We start from the raw sequence: 13,448 nt of genomic DNA on the forward strand, positions 1-13,448 counted from the left end.
GAAAATGAATTCCATTAGCATCATCGATCCTGGCATCGACCGAGGAGAGGTACGTCACCCGTGTCCGCGCACTGCATGCTGACCGGCGCCCAGCCGGGCTTCGGCAACCGCATCTCCCACTCCCACCGGCGCACTTCACGCCGCTTCGACCCCAACATCCAGTCCAGGCGCTACTGGCTGCCGAGCGAGAACCGCCATGTACGACTGCGACTGAGCACGAAGGGGATCAAGACCGTCGACACGATCGGCGTCGAGGCGGCCGTGGCCCGCGTCCGCGCGCGGGGGGTGCGGGTCTGATGGCGAAGAAGAGCAAGATCGCGAAGAACGAAACGCGGCGGGAGGTCGTCGCGCGGTACGCGGCACGGCGGGCCGAGCTCAAGGAGATCATCCGGCGGCCGATGTCGACGCAGGTCGAACGGGATTCGGCACAAAGGGAGTTGCGCGCCCAGCCGCGGGACGCGAGCGCCACCCGCGTGCGCAACCGGGACCAGGTGGACGGGCGCCCGCGCGGGTACTTGCGGACGTTCGGGCTGTCCCGGGTGAGTCTGCGGGAGCAGGCGCACGCGGGGCATCTCCCAGGAGTGCGCAAATCCTCCTGGTAGGCCTTCCGACGGGCCCGCCGGTGCGCCCTCCGGCATACCTCCCAGGTAGGACGTTCCGATCAGCACACGCGGTGGGATTCCGACGGATCCTTCCCGGTAGGTCACAGGCCGGCCCCAGGGTTCTGCCGGGACTTGCTGGTAGCTTGCTGCGGTCCTTACGGTGCTTGCGGTCCTTACGGTCCGTCCGGTCGACCGGGCCGGCCGGCTACAGCTTGGGAGCTTGCAGTGACTTCGGCGAACTTCTCACGGGGCGCGTCCCGTCGGCCGGCGCGGGCCACGGCCGCCGCCGTGGCCGCCACGCTGGCGGGTCTGCTCATGCTGACCGCGTGCAGTGACGACGGAGGGTCCGGCGACGGCTCCTCCGCGACACCGACACCGACGACGACGGCGACCGGGGACACCGGGGGCACGGGCGGTGCGACGGACTCCGCCTCGTCCTCCGTGTCCGCCTCCGGTGAGCTGGAGGGCAGTTGGCTCGCCACGACGGACGGCAAGGCCGTCGCCCTGATCATCACCGGGAAGCAGGCCGCCCTCTTCGTGACCGGCGGGTCCGTGTGCAGCGGGACCGCCGGCGAGGAGGCGGGCATGCAGATGATCCACCTCAAGTGCACCAGCGGGAAGAGCGACCGGACAACCGGCATGGTCGGCTCCGTCGACGCGAAGTCCCTCGAGGTCACCTGGTCGGGTGCGGTCGGCAAGGAGGCGTTCGCCAAGGCGGAGGGCGGCCAGTGGCCCTCGGGGCTGCCGACGCCCGGCCTCGGGTAGCGCGAAGGACTGCTTCGGATAGCCGGGGACGACATCGGGCAGCCCCGAGAACGGCATCGGGTGTCCCGGGGGCCGGATTCGGTCCGGAAGACCGGGCGAGCCGAGAACGGCTTCGGGCGGCGCGGAGGCCGGATTCGGTCCGGAAGACCGGGCGAGCCGAGAACGGCTTCGGGCGGCGCGGAGGCCGGATTCGGTCCGGACGACCGGGCGCGGCTCGGGTGGTGAAGCGGTCGCGAGGGCGGGGGCGCGCGACGATCGCGCGCACGCGTGCGTGATGATCCTTCGAGCACCGTCACAAGACCCGAGGGACCACTCATGCGCGCCGTTCCCATCACCGTCACCGCTCTCGCCGCGGCCCTGCTCCTCACCGCCTGCGGCGGCGGGGACGACAGCGGCTCCGACAACGACAAGAGCAAGGGCGCCGCTGCCACCGGCACGACCGGCACCACCTGCGCCGCAAGCGACCTCGGCCAGGAGGTCGGCCCCGTCAACGCCGCGCCCGGCGCCGGTGACAGCGGCAACGTCACCGTCACGCTCACCAACAAGGGTGCGGAATGCACCCTGGACGGCTTCCCCACCGTCGAGCTCACCGCCGACGGCGGTTCCGTGACCGTGGCGAAGGACGAGGCCGCCAAGGCGCAGGCGCTGCCCCTTCCGGCGCAGGGCACCGCCTCCTTCACGATCACCTATGTGCGCGGCGAGGAAGGCGGCGACAAGAGCCTCGCCGTCAAGACGGTGAAGTACGGCCTGCCGGGCGCCTCGGCCGACCAGAGCTTCCCCTGGTCGTACGGCGATGTCAGCCTCAAGAGCGACAAGGTGCCGGACGCGACGGTGAGCGCCTTCCAGCAGGCGGGCGACTGATCCACCGAGTCCTGACTCAGGTCGGGTCCGCCGGACACCGACTCACGTCGGGTCCGCCGGATCCGCCGAGCACCGATCACAGTCGGGGCATCACGGCAGCCGGGGCCGGGACCGCATACGGGCCCGGTCCGCCGCTTCGGCGCCCTCGGTCCAGCCCGCCTCGTCGGTGATCCCGCGCAGACGGGTCGAGACCGTCTCCGGGAACATCCGGTCCGTCGCGGCGGTGACCGCGACCTCGCGGGAGGCGAGGACCGGCAGCAGTTCGTCGGTCACCCGGGTCTCGGCGGCGGCCGTCACCTCACCGAGCCGGGTACCGATGCGATGGGCGTAGGCGGCGAGGAAGGACTGCCGGAACGTCTTGGTCCGCCGACGGCCGCCGGCCCGCTGGGCCGCCTCCGCCTTGGCCATCGCGGACTGCGCCTGCACCAGCAGCGAGGTGTAGAGCAACTCCACCACCTCCAGGTCGGCCTCGAAGCCGACGACCGTGGAGAAGGCGAAGGGTTCGTTCCACACCGCCCGGCAGTGGTTGGCTCCGGCGACCGCGTCCAGCAGCACGGCCTTGGCCTGCTCGTACGGCGGCTCGACGCCGATCCGGCAGGCGCCGGGCGCGTCCGGGTCGTGCGCCTGGGCGTCGAGCAGCGCCTCGTCGACGCTGTGCCGGGCCATCAGCTCCTGCGCCTTCGCGGTGAGCGCCTCCGCCTCCTGCGGAAACCCGGTCGCCTCGGCCTTGGCGAGCAGTGCGCGGATCCGGGTGAGCATCCGGGAGTCGGAGGCCGGGCGGGAGCGCCGGTGCGGCTCCTGTTCCCGGAGGGGTTCGAGGGCGGGCAGGCGCAGCAGCAGGCGGTAGAGCTCCAGGACCGTGGTGGCGTGCGAGAAGCGGTCGGCGGTGGGCGCGAAACGCTCGGCGGCGGACGGAGTCGGAGCGTCGGCGGACAGATCCGCAAGCTGGGCCGCCCAGCGCCGGCCGCGCGCCCGGTCGTCGCGCGCCCGAGCACGGATCAGCGCCGTCACGAGAGCGATGTGGACGTCGTCCAGCTCGCGCCTCACGAGCCGTACGAGGTCGGCGGGCTGCCAGCCACGCCGCCAGGCAGCCGCCACGAACTCCACTCCCCGCCGCGCCAGTTCGGCGTCCGCCGCGGGGTCGGCGGCGAGGAGTGACGCGCCGGTGTCGAGGGCGGTGTCGGCGGTGTCGTAGAGGGCAGCGCGAAAGGCGCGCTCCACGGTGCCGGAGGGGTCGTCGCCAGGGCTGCCGTGGTCGTCGCCGGGGCTGTTGTGGTCGGTGCTGCTCACCGGTCGATCGTGTCACGGGGCGCGGCAGCGAGACCCGGGGGAGTCCGACGGGACCTGACGGGAGCCGACGGGAGCCGAGAGACTGACAACCTTGGGTTGACACCCTGCTACTGTCAACCTAGGGTTGACACATGACGACCTCACGACCCGGCACCACCGCGTCCGTCCGTCTCGACGACCTCATCGACGCCATCAAGAAGGTCCACAACGAGCCGCTCGACCAACTCCAGGACGCCGTCATCGCCGCCGACCACCTGGGCGACGTGGCGGACCACCTCATCGGCCACTTCGTCGACCAGGCCCGCCGCTCCGGCGCCTCCTGGACCGACATCGGCCGCAGCATGGGCGTCACCCGGCAGGCCGCCCAGAAGCGGTTCGTGCCGAAGGAGTCCGCCGACCTCGACGCCAACCAGGGCTTCACCCGCTACACCTCCCGCGCGCGGAGTGTGGTCATGGCCGCCCACAGCGCGTCCAGGACCGCGGGCAACGCGGAGGGACTGCCCGCGCACCTCGTCCTCGGCCTGCTCGCCGAGCCGGAGGCCCTCGCGGCCAAGGCGATCGTCGAGCAGGGCGTCTCCCTGGACGCGGTCCGCGAGGCCGCGACCGGCGCGCTCCCGCCGGCCGTCGAGGACGCGCCCGAGCTGGTCCCGTACGGACCGGACGCCAAGAAGGTCCTGGAGCTCACCTTCCGCGAGGCGCTCCGCCTCGGCCACAACTACATCGGCACCGAGCACATCCTGCTTGCGCTACTGGAGTTCGAGAACGGCGAGGGCGTCCTCAGCGGTCTCGGCATCGACAAGACCGGCACCGAGCGGTACGTGGCGAAGGCCCTGGCCGCGATCTCGGTGCAGCCGCAGCAGGACGCGGGGCAGGGCCTGGGCCAGGAGGGAGACCAGGGGCAGGAGGAGGGGCAGGACGGGCCCCGGCAGCAGCAGTAGCAGACGCGGTGACGGTGGCAGGGGCAGGAGGAGCGGGGCCGCGGCCGCGGGTCGTGCCGGGGTGGTCCTTGCCAGGGTGTTGCCAGGGACACTGCCAGGACCGTTGTCAGGAGCTTCGCCAGGGGTGTTGCCAGGGACACTGTCAGGAGCTTCGCCAGGGCCGTTGTCAGACCGTCCTGCCACACTCGCAGCATGGCCGACCGGTGGGCACTCGCTCCGGCCGAGGACGGTGGCGTGGAACTCGCTCCCCTCGGTCCCGGCGGGCTGCCCGCGGGGCCGGTGCTGCGGGAGACGGACCTGGCGCGGGCCGTGCGCGAGCGGCCCGACGTCACCCGCTGGGTCTGGCGTTCCACGGCCGAGGTGTATCCGCGACTGCTCGCCACGGGGGTGCGAGTGGACCGGTGCTACGACGTCGAGGACGCCGAGACTCTCCTCCTGGGCCACGAGGGGCGGTCCGGAGAGCCCCGCTCGGCGGCCGCCGCGCTGGCCAGGCTGCGCGGCGGTCCCGTACCGCCCGACCCGCCGCAGCGCTCCGCCGCGCCCGGCGCGCAGTCCTCGCTGTTCGAGGCGCAGGACACCGCCGTCCGGCTGCCGCTCGACGATCTCCTGGCCGTCTACGCCGAGCAGCAGCGGCGGCACGAGCGGGCCGAACACCCGGCGCGGATGCGGCTGCTGACGGCGGCCGAGTCGGCGGGGATGCTGGTGGCCGCCGAGATGAACCGGGCCGGGCTGCCGTGGAGCGCGGACGTGCACCGCGCGGTCCTGCACGACCTGCTCGGCGAGCGGTACGCGGGCGGGGGCGAGCCCCGGCGGCTGGCAGAGCTGGCCGACGAGGTGTCGACCGCGTTCGGGCGCCGGGTCCGCCCCGACCTGCCCGCCGACGTGGTCAAGGCCTTCGCCCAGGCCGGCATCCGGATCAGATCCACCCGGCGCTGGGAGATCGAGTCCCTCGACCATCCGGCCGTGAAGCCGCTGATCGAGTACAAGAAGCTGTACCGCATCTGGGTGGCACACGGTTGGTCCTGGCTGCAGGACTGGGTGCGGGACGGGCGGTTCCGGCCGGAGTTCCTCGCGCACGGGACGGTCACCGGGCGCTGGGTGACCAACGGCGGGGGCGCCCTCCAGATCCCCAAGGTCATCCGGCGGGCCGTGGTCGCCGACCCGGGCTGGCGGCTCGTCGTCGCCGACGCCGACCAGATGGAGCCGCGCGTGCTGGCGGCGATCTCCCGCGACCCCGGTCTGATGGAGGTCGCCGGCCGGGAGACCGACCTCTACCAGTCCGTCTCCGACCGCGCCTTCTCCGGCGACCGCGCCCAGGCGAAGCTCGCCGTCCTCGGCGCGGTCTACGGCCAGACCTCCGGTGACGGCCTGAAGAACCTCGCCGCGCTCCGCCGCCGCTTCCCCCGCGCGGTGGCATACGTCGACGAGGCGGCCCGGGCCGGCGAGGAGGGCCGGCTGGTGCGGACCTGGCTCGGCCGGACCTGCCCACCGGCGAGCGGGACGGGCGACGAGGGGACGGAGGAGGCCGGCATCCCCATCGACTCCGGCGGTCCCGGCGGCCGTGGTGGTTCTGGCAGCCCAGGCGGCTCCGGCGGAGAGGACGAGAACTCGGACGACCGGCAGTGGGTGCCGGGGTACGCGTCCAGCAACGCACGCGCGCGTGGCCGGTTCGCCCGCAACTTCGTCGTCCAGGGCAGCGCCGCCGACTGGGCACTGCTGCTGCTCGCCGCGCTTCGGCGCACCTGTGCCGGGATGGCGGCCGAGCTGGTCTTCTTCCAGCACGACGAGGTGATCGTGCACTGCCCCGAGGAGGAGGCCGAGACGGTTGTCGCCGCGATCCAGGAGGCGTCCGACCTGGCCGGGCGGCTGACGTTCGGGGAGACGCCGGTGCGGTTTCCGTTCACGACGGCGGTGGTGGAGTGCTATGCCGACGCCAAGTGAGCGTCGGCGGGGCGGAAGAGGCGGGCGCGGGGCGGCGAACGAGCCCGGGGGGGGCGAGCGCGGCGGCGGGCCAGGTGAGGGGGCTGGGCAAGTGAGCTGGCGGGGCCAGTGAGGGGAGCGGGGCGAGAGGGCGGCGGGGCCAGTGAGGGCGGCGGGGCGAGTGAGGGGGCGGGGCGGGCGATCAGATGACCGGGGGCCTGCCCAGCCGGGTCAGCCGCCACACCGTCCGCCACTTCATGGGCCGCCGGTGTCCGGCCGGCTTTCGCACGCCCTCCGCGAACCCGCCGAACCAGGCCTTGAGACCGCCGAGCGAGCGGGTGCGCAGGAGGGTGACGGCGATCCAGACACCCAGGTGGACGGGGATGAGGGGCAGGGGAAGGTTGCGCCGGACCAGCCAGACCCGGTTACGGGCCGTGACGCGGTGGTAGATCGCGTGCCGGGCGGGCGAGGTCTTGGGGTGCTGGAGCAGCAGCTCGGGTGCGTAGAGGATCTTCCAGCCGGCGTCGGTGGCCCGCCACGCCAGGTCGGTCTCCTCGTGCGCGAAGAAGAACTCGGCGGGCCAGTCGCCGGTCTCGGCGAGCATGGGCATGCTCAGGGCGTGGCCGCCGCCGAGGAAGCCGGTGACGTATCCGCCCTGCATCGGGTCCGAGGCGCCGACCCGCGGCACATGGCGACGCTGTGTCTCGCCGTGCTCGTCGGCGATGCGGAAGCCGACGATGCCGAGGCGCGGATCGGCGGCGTACAGGTCGCCTACGCGGCGCAGCACGTCGGCGTCGACGAGCAGCCCGTCGTCGTCGAGTTCGACCACGACGTCCACATCGCCGTATTCACGGAGGCGGGCGAGGGCGACGTTGCGGCCGCCGGGGCAGCCGAGGTTCTCGGCGACGTCGATCGTGGTGACCTCGCCGGGCAGGGAGAGGCGGCGGGCGAACTCGGGGAGCTCGCAGCCGTTGCCGACGATCACGATGCGGGCGGGCGCCAGGTCCTGCTTGGCCACCGACTCCAGCAGCGCGTCGACCTCGACGGGCCGGTTCCCCATGGTCACCACGGCAACGGCGATCCTCGGCTCCGCCACAGGCCCCACGTCCACCACGTCCCTCACTCCGTCCGGCCCTCGACGCGGCCGCGTCCCGTCCAACGCGCGGGCCCGTCGTTCACCTAGATGTTGCCTCAGGTGCGGACGTTGCTCCGCCACCACCTCATTCTGCTTCCCTTTCATGCCGGTTCTGGCCAAGCCGCCGCTGGCGGGACAGGCCCACCGCGCGCCGGTTCTCCCTGCGACGGACGAACTTGAGGCCGGACCAGTCCTCCCCCAGCGCCGCGACCTTCACGTCCACGACGCCGAGCGGGAGGAAGAGGTCGCGCAGCGCGTTCTCGGTGACGTCGCTGACGTGGCCGGCGGCCTTGCGGGGCCAGGCGATCCAGAGCATGGCGTCGTCGGCGAGCTCGCGGACCAGGGTCGCGGTCTCGGCGGCGAGGTCGGCGTGGCTGCGGTAGAAGGCCACGGTGATGTCGGCGTCGCGGGGGCCGCCGGGGGCGAGGCGGACGTCGTCCGGGAGTCCGGGGACGTCCCAGCCGGGCGGGGCGTGCCGCAGCCGCACCCGGTGGCCGGGCCTGACGCCGAGCTTCTTGGCGAGGGGGGTGCCGGAGTAGCCGCCGGCCGCGGCCGAGTCGCTCACGGTCTCACCGTAGCCTCGGACCGGACCCGCCCCCGGTCGGAATCACCTCACCTGGAGGAAACGCCGTGCCCTTCCGCTGTGCCGTACTCGACGACTTCCAGAACGTCGCGACGACCTTCGCCGACTGGTCGGCACCGGTGTCGGGCGAGGAGGTGGAGGTCGTCTCCTTCACCGACCACTTCGGCGACGAGGACGAACTCGCCGTGGCGCTGGCCGACTTCGACTGTGTGGTCACCCTGCGGGAGCGCGTCCGCTTCCCGGCGACGCTGCTGGACCGTCTCCCCCGGCTGCGGCTGCTGATCGCCTCCGGCATGCGCAACTCGGTGATCGACCACCCGGCGGCGAAGGCGAACGGCGTGACGGTGTGCGGTACGGAAAGCTCCTCGACTCCTCCGGTAGAGCTGACATGGGCGTTGCTGCTGGGCCTCGCGCGCGGCCTGGTGCAGGAGAGCACCACTCTGCAGGACGGCGGCCCATGGCAGTCCACGGTGGGCACGGACCTGCACGGGCGGCGGCTCGGGCTCCTGGGTCTGGGGAAGATCGGGAGTCTGGTGGCGCGGGTGGGCCTCGCCTTCGGCATGGAGGTGAGCGCGTGGAGCCGGAACCTGACGGAGGAGCGGGCGGCGGAGGTGGGTGTGCGGCTCGCCTCGTCGAAGGAGGAGCTACTGCGCGAGAGCGACTTCGTCTCGGTCCACCTGGCCCTGGGTGAGCGCACCCGGGGGCTGCTCGGCCCCGCCGAACTGGCCCTCCTCAAGCCGACGGCGTACCTGGTGAACACCTCACGGGCGGCGATCGTCGACCAGGACGCGCTGCTGGCGGCGCTGCGGGGAAACCGTATCGCGGGGGCGGGCGTCGACGTCTTCGACGTGGAGCCCCTGCCGCCCGACCACCCGATGCGGAGCGCTCCGCGACTGCTGGCGACTCCACACCTGGGGTATGTGTCCCGGGCCAACTACGAGCGGTACTACGGGCAGGCCGTGGAGGGGATCCGGGCGTATCTGGCGGGGGCGCCGGTGCGGGTGCTGCGCTGACGACCGGCCCGTGACGAGCCGGCAATCGCTCTCCTCTCCGTCCGATGTGATCGACGAACTACGCCGCGTTCAGTTCGCACCACACGAGCTTGCCCCGGTGCCCCATCCGGGACGGCGGCTGCCAGTGCCAGACGTCGGCGCAGGCTCGCACCAGCGCCATGCCGCGGCCGCTCTCGGCGTCGGTCATCCCCTCCGGCCGACACGGCGGCTCGGGCGGTTCGGGGTCCGCGTCCCAGGCGCCGATCTGCAGGACGCCGTCCCGGAAGCGGAGACGTAGACAGGCGGGGCCCTTGGTGTGCAGTACGGCATTGGAGACCAGCTCCGAGGCGAGCAGCTCCGCTGTGTCGACGAGGTGGATGAGCCCGTGCAGGGTGAGGATCAGACGCAGGGTGCGACGGCAGACGGTGACCGCCCTCGGGTCGGTGGGGATGTAGAGGGAGTACTCCCAGGAATCGGGGGTGGGGGTGGGCTCGCCGGTTTCGGGCATGGGGCAGCTCCAGGTGGGGGTGGGGGACGTCGCGCGCGGTGGCATGCCTCTGCCGTCCTGGCAGGACGGAGCGGTGCGCTTCCGCGGCGTGTGCGTTGCGTCACCGACGGTAGGGTCCAAGCTTGGTCCCCCGCAAGCCGTTGCCCTAATCTGACCCCCGAACGAGTCAAGGAGGAAGTCGTGGCCCGCAGAACGCAGGTGACTGCACGTCAGGAACGGCTCGGCATTGAACTCCGCAAACTCCGCGAGGCGGCAGGACTCAAGGGACGTGAGGCTGCTGCACTGCTGGGCACCGACGCAGGGCGGTTGAGTCAGATCGAGTCCGGCGTGGCGGGCGTGAGCGAGGAGACCGTACGACGGCTCGTAGCCAACTACGCCTGCACAGACGCGGAGTTGACCACCGCACTGGCAACCATGGCGACGGAGCGGACATACGGCTGGTGGGAGGAGTACCGGGGCTCACTCCCCAACGCATTCCTGGACCTGTCAGAGCTGGAGCATCACGCCACCCACTACTGGGAGGTGAGCTTCCTGCACATCCCGGGGCTTCTCCAGACCGAGGCCTACGCCCGCCGAATCCTTGGTTACCGGGTACCGGAACTCCCTTCACCCGAATTGGACTTGCGTGTCCAGCACCGGCTGGCACGACGCGTCGTCCTGGAGCGACCGACTCCCTACACGGCCGTGATCCACGAGGCGGCGCTCCGCATCAGGGTGGGTGACCGAGCAGCGGCGCGCGTTCAGCTCGCCGGCATCCTGGAGCTCTCCGAAAGGGAACACGTCACCGTGCGCATCATCCCCTTCGACCTCGACGACTTTGCCGGCGCCGACAGCACCATGGTGTATGTAGGTGGAGTGGTCCCCGAACTGGACACGGTTGTACGCGACGGACCGCACGGAACAGCCTTCATCGACTCCGAAGCTCAACTCGGCCGCTTTCGAACGCTCTTTCATAGGATGGAAGCCGCATCGCTCACCTCTGAGCGTTCGCGTGACTTCATCCACAAGCTGGCGAGGGAAGTGTGAGGCACCCGATGAACACGCCCGGCGACTGGCAGAAGTCCTCCTTCTCCGGAAGCGGAGACGGAAATGCCTGCCTCGAACTCGCCTCCACTCCCACGACTCTCCACCTCCGCGAGAGCGACGACTCGACCACGGTCATCGCCACCACCCCCGCCGCCCTCGCCCACCTCCTGTCCGGCATACGTCGGCTCCGGGCCCCCGTCGCGTCAGAAGACGCGGACGTTGGTCGCGTTGTCCCAGAGCATGTCGGCGTTCGGGCCGCTGACGGAACCCCTGCCGTTCCCGTGGTAGACGAAGACCTGGAAGTCGATGGGCCGCATGAGGTCGGACAGTCCGTCGCCGTTCACGTCACCGGTCGCGATCACCGGCTCGTCGCTGGGCCAGGCGTAGGGCAGCTTCTTCCGCACGCCGAACCCGCCCTTGCCGTTGCCCGGGTACAGCCACAGCGCACGTGATCCGTCGCGGGCCAGCAGGTCGCCCTTGCCGTCGCCGGTCATGTCACCCGGTGAGGCCAGCTGGTTCACGGCGTTCCAGCCGCCGCTGCCGCTGATCCTGCGGGTGCCGAAGACGCCGTTGCCCTTGCCCGGGTACAGCCACAGCTTTCCGGCGGTGTCGCGGGCCAGCAGATCCCGGCGGCCGTCACCGGTCAGGTCTCCGGCCGCGTTGATCTCGCGCATGGTGTTCCATCCGCTGCCGACCCGCACCCTCGTGCCGAAGCCGCCGTTGCCGCGGCCCGGGTAGAACCACAGCACCCCGGTCTTGTCACGGGCGTACACGTCCTCCTTGGCGTCCCCGTTGTAGTCACCGTGCCGGATCAGCTGCGTCATGACGTTCCAGCCGCTCCCGACGAGCTTCCCCTTGGTGCTGCCGTCGGCACTGCCGATGCCCGAGAGGAACCACAGCCGGCCGTCAGCCGCACGCTCCAGGAGATCGGGATGTCCGTCGTTGTTCATGTCCCCGAAACGGGCCACGTCGGGCAGTCCCTCGGGCCGCTTTTCCTCCGGCTGGCGGTACCAGTCCATCCAGGGGACGCCCTGGACGACTTCGTACTCGGTGGTGGCGACCCGGATCGAGCTGATCTTGTTGTCGAACGCACCGCCGAACGCACCGCCGGTGAGATCGATGGCTCCGTTGTGCGGGCCGATGAGCAGCGTGTCACTGCCCGTGTACTTGGAGCCGGTGTACGCGACCGCCCACTTCCCGCTGTTGTTGACCAACGACGAGGTCTTGTTGTTGAAACCGCCCAGGGCGGCCTGGCTCGACGGGACGATCTTCATCTCGCCCTTGTACTGGCCGTACTGGAAGAGGCACAGCTTCCCCGAGGGGCAGCGGGCCGAGTTGTCCGTGGCCGCCGCCTGCGGGGCCGTGCCGACCAACGTGGCCATGGACGCGGCGAGGGCCACCGTGGCGCCGAGGGTTCGCCGGGCGGCGGTACGCCCGAGCGAAGGGAGTTCGCCCGGGGCACGTCGACTCAGGGAGGTGCGAAGCATGAATCGGTCTCCGTTCAGTCCGGGCGCTCGGGCCCGGACGTACCGGACCGGAACCACCGGACCGGAAGCAGTCGGGAATCAGTCACAGAGGTGGGTTGCGGCCTCTGGGCGGCAGTGGCAGCGGTACCGAGCGTCGGTCAGAAGACCCGGATGCCCGACGGGAGGGTGCCGAGGATCTTCGCGGCCTTGAGGCCGCCGTCCGCCGCACCGGTTCCCGGGTAGACGCGCAGCGAGGTCTCGCGCGGGGCGTGTGCGATCAGGTCGGGCCGCCCGTCACCGGTGACGTCGCCCAGGCCGACGAGCTCGGTGAACCGGTTCCAGCCACTGGTCCCGATGAGTTTGCGGGTGCGGAAGCCGCCCCTGCCGTTGCCGGGGTAGAACCACAGCTTCCCGGCGGTGTCGCGGGCCACGAGGTCGGCTCGCCTGTCTGAGTTCATGTCGCCCGCGCCGACAAGCTCGTTCATGACCTTCCACCCGGCGCCGACCTTCTTCCGCGCCCCGAAGGAACCCTTGCCGTCGCCTGGATACGTCCACAGGGCGCCCGCACCGTCGGCGGCGAGCAGATCCGCCCTGCCGTCGCCCGTCAGATCGCCTGCGGCCGCGATGTCGCGCATGGCGTTCCAACCGCTGCCGACCCCTACCCTCGTGCCGAAGGAGCCGTTGCCCCGGCCCGGGTAGAACCACAGCACCCCGGTCTTGTCACGGGCGTACACGTCCTCCTTGGCGTCCCCGTTGTAGTCACCGTGCCGGATCAGCTGCGTCATGACGTTCCAGCCGCTCCCGGCGAGCCGGGTCCTGCCCGCGCTGCCGGACGCGTGGGACGTCCACAGTTGCCCGAACTTGTTACGGGAGAAGAGGTCGGCGTACCCGTCGCCGTTGACATCGCCGAAGGTCCCGTGCTCGGGAAGCACGGCGGGCCTGGGCCTCGGCTCGTTGTCCCACTGGTAGACCGCGTACCGGCTCTCACTCGCGCAGAAATGGTCCGCTTCGGGCCCCCAGTCGAGCGAGCTGACCGCGTTGTCGAGCTCGGGCGTCGCACTCTCGTCGAACGAGCCCCGTCCCGGGTAGTAGTGGGAGGCGCCCTCCCACGGGTCGAGCCCCGCGGCGACGGTGAAGCACACCGGCCATTCGGTGTGGTTCGCGTAGGAGCTGATGCGGTTGTCCCACGCGCCGAGTTTCAGCATGCTGCCCTTGACAACCAGCATCTGCCCCTTGCCCAGCGGATCGCTGAAGACACAGAGACTGTCCCACGGGCAACGGTCGTACCCGCTCGCGGCCTGGGCGGGCACGGTGACGGCGGTCGCGATGACTCCGGCTGCGACACCTGCCGTCAGAACACCA

General features: G+C 71.4%; 14 protein-coding genes and 1 pseudogene. 9 read left to right on the forward strand and 6 right to left on the reverse strand.

Annotated features, from left to right (window positions below; genetic code table 11):
• Window positions 1-60 precede the first annotated feature (60 nt).
• The 4 genes from rpmB (at window position 61) to ACIPFH_RS20410 (ending at window position 2,228) form a co-directional block, all read left to right on the forward strand.
• On the forward strand, window positions 61-297 hold the full coding sequence (rpmB, locus tag ACIPFH_RS20395; protein ID WP_401828181.1) for a 50S ribosomal protein L28: 237 nt from the start codon (window positions 61-63) through the stop codon (window positions 295-297).
• Window positions 297-602 carry a 30S ribosomal protein S14 gene (gene rpsN / locus ACIPFH_RS20400; RefSeq protein ID WP_401828182.1) on the forward strand — a complete coding sequence of 102 codons (306 nt, stop codon included), beginning with the start codon at window positions 297-299 and terminating at the stop codon, window positions 600-602. The genes rpmB and rpsN overlap by 1 nt, the downstream gene beginning before the upstream one ends.
• 225 nt (window positions 603-827) lie before the next feature.
• Window positions 828-1,367, forward strand: coding sequence for a hypothetical protein (locus tag ACIPFH_RS20405; protein WP_401828183.1), 540 nt, complete (start codon window positions 828-830; stop codon window positions 1,365-1,367).
• A gap of 315 nt (window positions 1,368-1,682) precedes the next feature.
• Window positions 1,683-2,228, forward strand: coding sequence for a DUF4232 domain-containing protein (locus ACIPFH_RS20410; RefSeq protein ID WP_401828185.1), 546 nt, complete (start codon window positions 1,683-1,685; stop codon window positions 2,226-2,228).
• Between the two features lie 90 nt (window positions 2,229-2,318).
• On the opposite strand, the gene ACIPFH_RS20415 is transcribed toward ACIPFH_RS20410, so the two are convergent.
• Window positions 2,319-3,518 (reverse strand): DUF2786 domain-containing protein, encoded by a 1,200-nt coding sequence (locus tag ACIPFH_RS20415; protein WP_401828186.1) that lies wholly within the window; start codon window positions 3,516-3,518, stop codon window positions 2,319-2,321.
• Between the two features lie 131 nt (window positions 3,519-3,649).
• Between ACIPFH_RS20415 and ACIPFH_RS20420 the strand changes: the two genes are divergently transcribed.
• Both ACIPFH_RS20420 and ACIPFH_RS20425 read left to right on the forward strand, forming a co-directional pair.
• On the forward strand, window positions 3,650-4,456 hold the full coding sequence (locus tag ACIPFH_RS20420) for a Clp protease N-terminal domain-containing protein (RefSeq protein ID WP_401828188.1): 807 nt from the start codon (window positions 3,650-3,652) through the stop codon (window positions 4,454-4,456).
• Window positions 4,457-4,648: 192 nt separating this feature from the next.
• Window positions 4,649-6,397: a bifunctional 3'-5' exonuclease/DNA polymerase gene (locus ACIPFH_RS20425; RefSeq protein WP_401828190.1), complete on the forward strand. Its 1,749-nt coding sequence runs from the start codon at window positions 4,649-4,651 to the stop codon at window positions 6,395-6,397.
• 181 nt (window positions 6,398-6,578) lie between these two features.
• Here ACIPFH_RS20425 and ACIPFH_RS20430 read toward each other — a convergent pair whose 3' ends face one another.
• Both ACIPFH_RS20430 and ACIPFH_RS20435 read right to left on the reverse strand, forming a co-directional pair.
• The gene (locus ACIPFH_RS20430; protein WP_401829210.1) at window positions 6,579-7,472 is read right to left on the reverse strand and encodes a glycosyltransferase family 2 protein; all 894 of its coding nucleotides are present in this window, start codon (window positions 7,470-7,472) and stop codon (window positions 6,579-6,581) included.
• A 124-nt stretch (window positions 7,473-7,596) separates the two neighbouring features.
• Window positions 7,597-8,076 carry a DUF3052 domain-containing protein gene (locus tag ACIPFH_RS20435; RefSeq protein ID WP_401828192.1) on the reverse strand — a complete coding sequence of 160 codons (480 nt, stop codon included), beginning with the start codon at window positions 8,074-8,076 and terminating at the stop codon, window positions 7,597-7,599.
• Window positions 8,077-8,141: 65 nt separating this feature from the next.
• Between ACIPFH_RS20435 and ACIPFH_RS20440 the strand changes: the two genes are divergently transcribed.
• Window positions 8,142-9,107 carry a D-2-hydroxyacid dehydrogenase family protein gene (locus ACIPFH_RS20440; protein WP_401828193.1) on the forward strand — a complete coding sequence of 322 codons (966 nt, stop codon included), beginning with the start codon at window positions 8,142-8,144 and terminating at the stop codon, window positions 9,105-9,107.
• Between the two features lie 58 nt (window positions 9,108-9,165).
• Here the strand turns inward: ACIPFH_RS20440 and ACIPFH_RS20445 are convergent, their stop codons facing one another.
• The gene (locus tag ACIPFH_RS20445) at window positions 9,166-9,594 is read right to left on the reverse strand and encodes an ATP-binding protein (protein ID WP_401828195.1); all 429 of its coding nucleotides are present in this window, start codon (window positions 9,592-9,594) and stop codon (window positions 9,166-9,168) included.
• Between the two features lie 180 nt (window positions 9,595-9,774).
• Between ACIPFH_RS20445 and ACIPFH_RS20450 the strand changes: the two genes are divergently transcribed.
• Complete coding sequence (locus tag ACIPFH_RS20450) at window positions 9,775-10,620, forward strand: helix-turn-helix domain-containing protein (RefSeq protein ID WP_401828197.1); 846 nt, start codon at window positions 9,775-9,777, stop codon at window positions 10,618-10,620.
• 8 nt (window positions 10,621-10,628) lie between these two features.
• A pseudogene (locus ACIPFH_RS20455) lies at window positions 10,629-10,790 on the forward strand (DUF397 domain-containing protein); the annotation flags it as partial.
• Between the two features lie 33 nt (window positions 10,791-10,823).
• On the opposite strand, the gene ACIPFH_RS20460 reads toward ACIPFH_RS20455, so the two are convergent.
• Window positions 10,824-12,107, reverse strand: coding sequence for an FG-GAP-like repeat-containing protein (locus tag ACIPFH_RS20460; protein ID WP_401828199.1), 1,284 nt, complete (start codon window positions 12,105-12,107; stop codon window positions 10,824-10,826).
• A 137-nt stretch (window positions 12,108-12,244) separates the two neighbouring features.
• Window positions 12,245-13,396 (reverse strand): FG-GAP-like repeat-containing protein, encoded by a 1,152-nt coding sequence (locus ACIPFH_RS20465; protein WP_401828200.1) that lies wholly within the window; start codon window positions 13,394-13,396, stop codon window positions 12,245-12,247.
• Window positions 13,397-13,448 lie beyond the last annotated feature (52 nt).

The sequence above is a fragment of the Streptomyces sp. NPDC088157 genome (genome assembly GCF_044741545.1).
Taxonomy (GTDB): Bacteria; Actinomycetota; Actinomycetes; order Streptomycetales; family Streptomycetaceae; genus Streptomyces.

Coding starts and splice junctions, on each gene's coding strand:
- rpsN (WP_401828182.1), top strand. CDS start 297: ATGGCGAAGAAGAGCAAGATCGCGAAGAACGAAACGCGGCGGGAGGTC.
- ACIPFH_RS20410 (WP_401828185.1), top strand. CDS start 1,683: ATGCGCGCCGTTCCCATCACCGTCACCGCTCTCGCCGCGGCCCTGCTC.
- ACIPFH_RS20420 (WP_401828188.1), top strand. CDS start 3,650: ATGACGACCTCACGACCCGGCACCACCGCGTCCGTCCGTCTCGACGAC.
- ACIPFH_RS20425 (WP_401828190.1), top strand. CDS start 4,649: ATGGCCGACCGGTGGGCACTCGCTCCGGCCGAGGACGGTGGCGTGGAA.
- ACIPFH_RS20445 (WP_401828195.1), bottom strand. CDS start 9,594: ATGCCCGAAACCGGCGAGCCCACCCCCACCCCCGATTCCTGGGAGTAC.
- ACIPFH_RS20460 (WP_401828199.1), bottom strand. CDS start 12,107: ATGCTTCGCACCTCCCTGAGTCGACGTGCCCCGGGCGAACTCCCTTCG.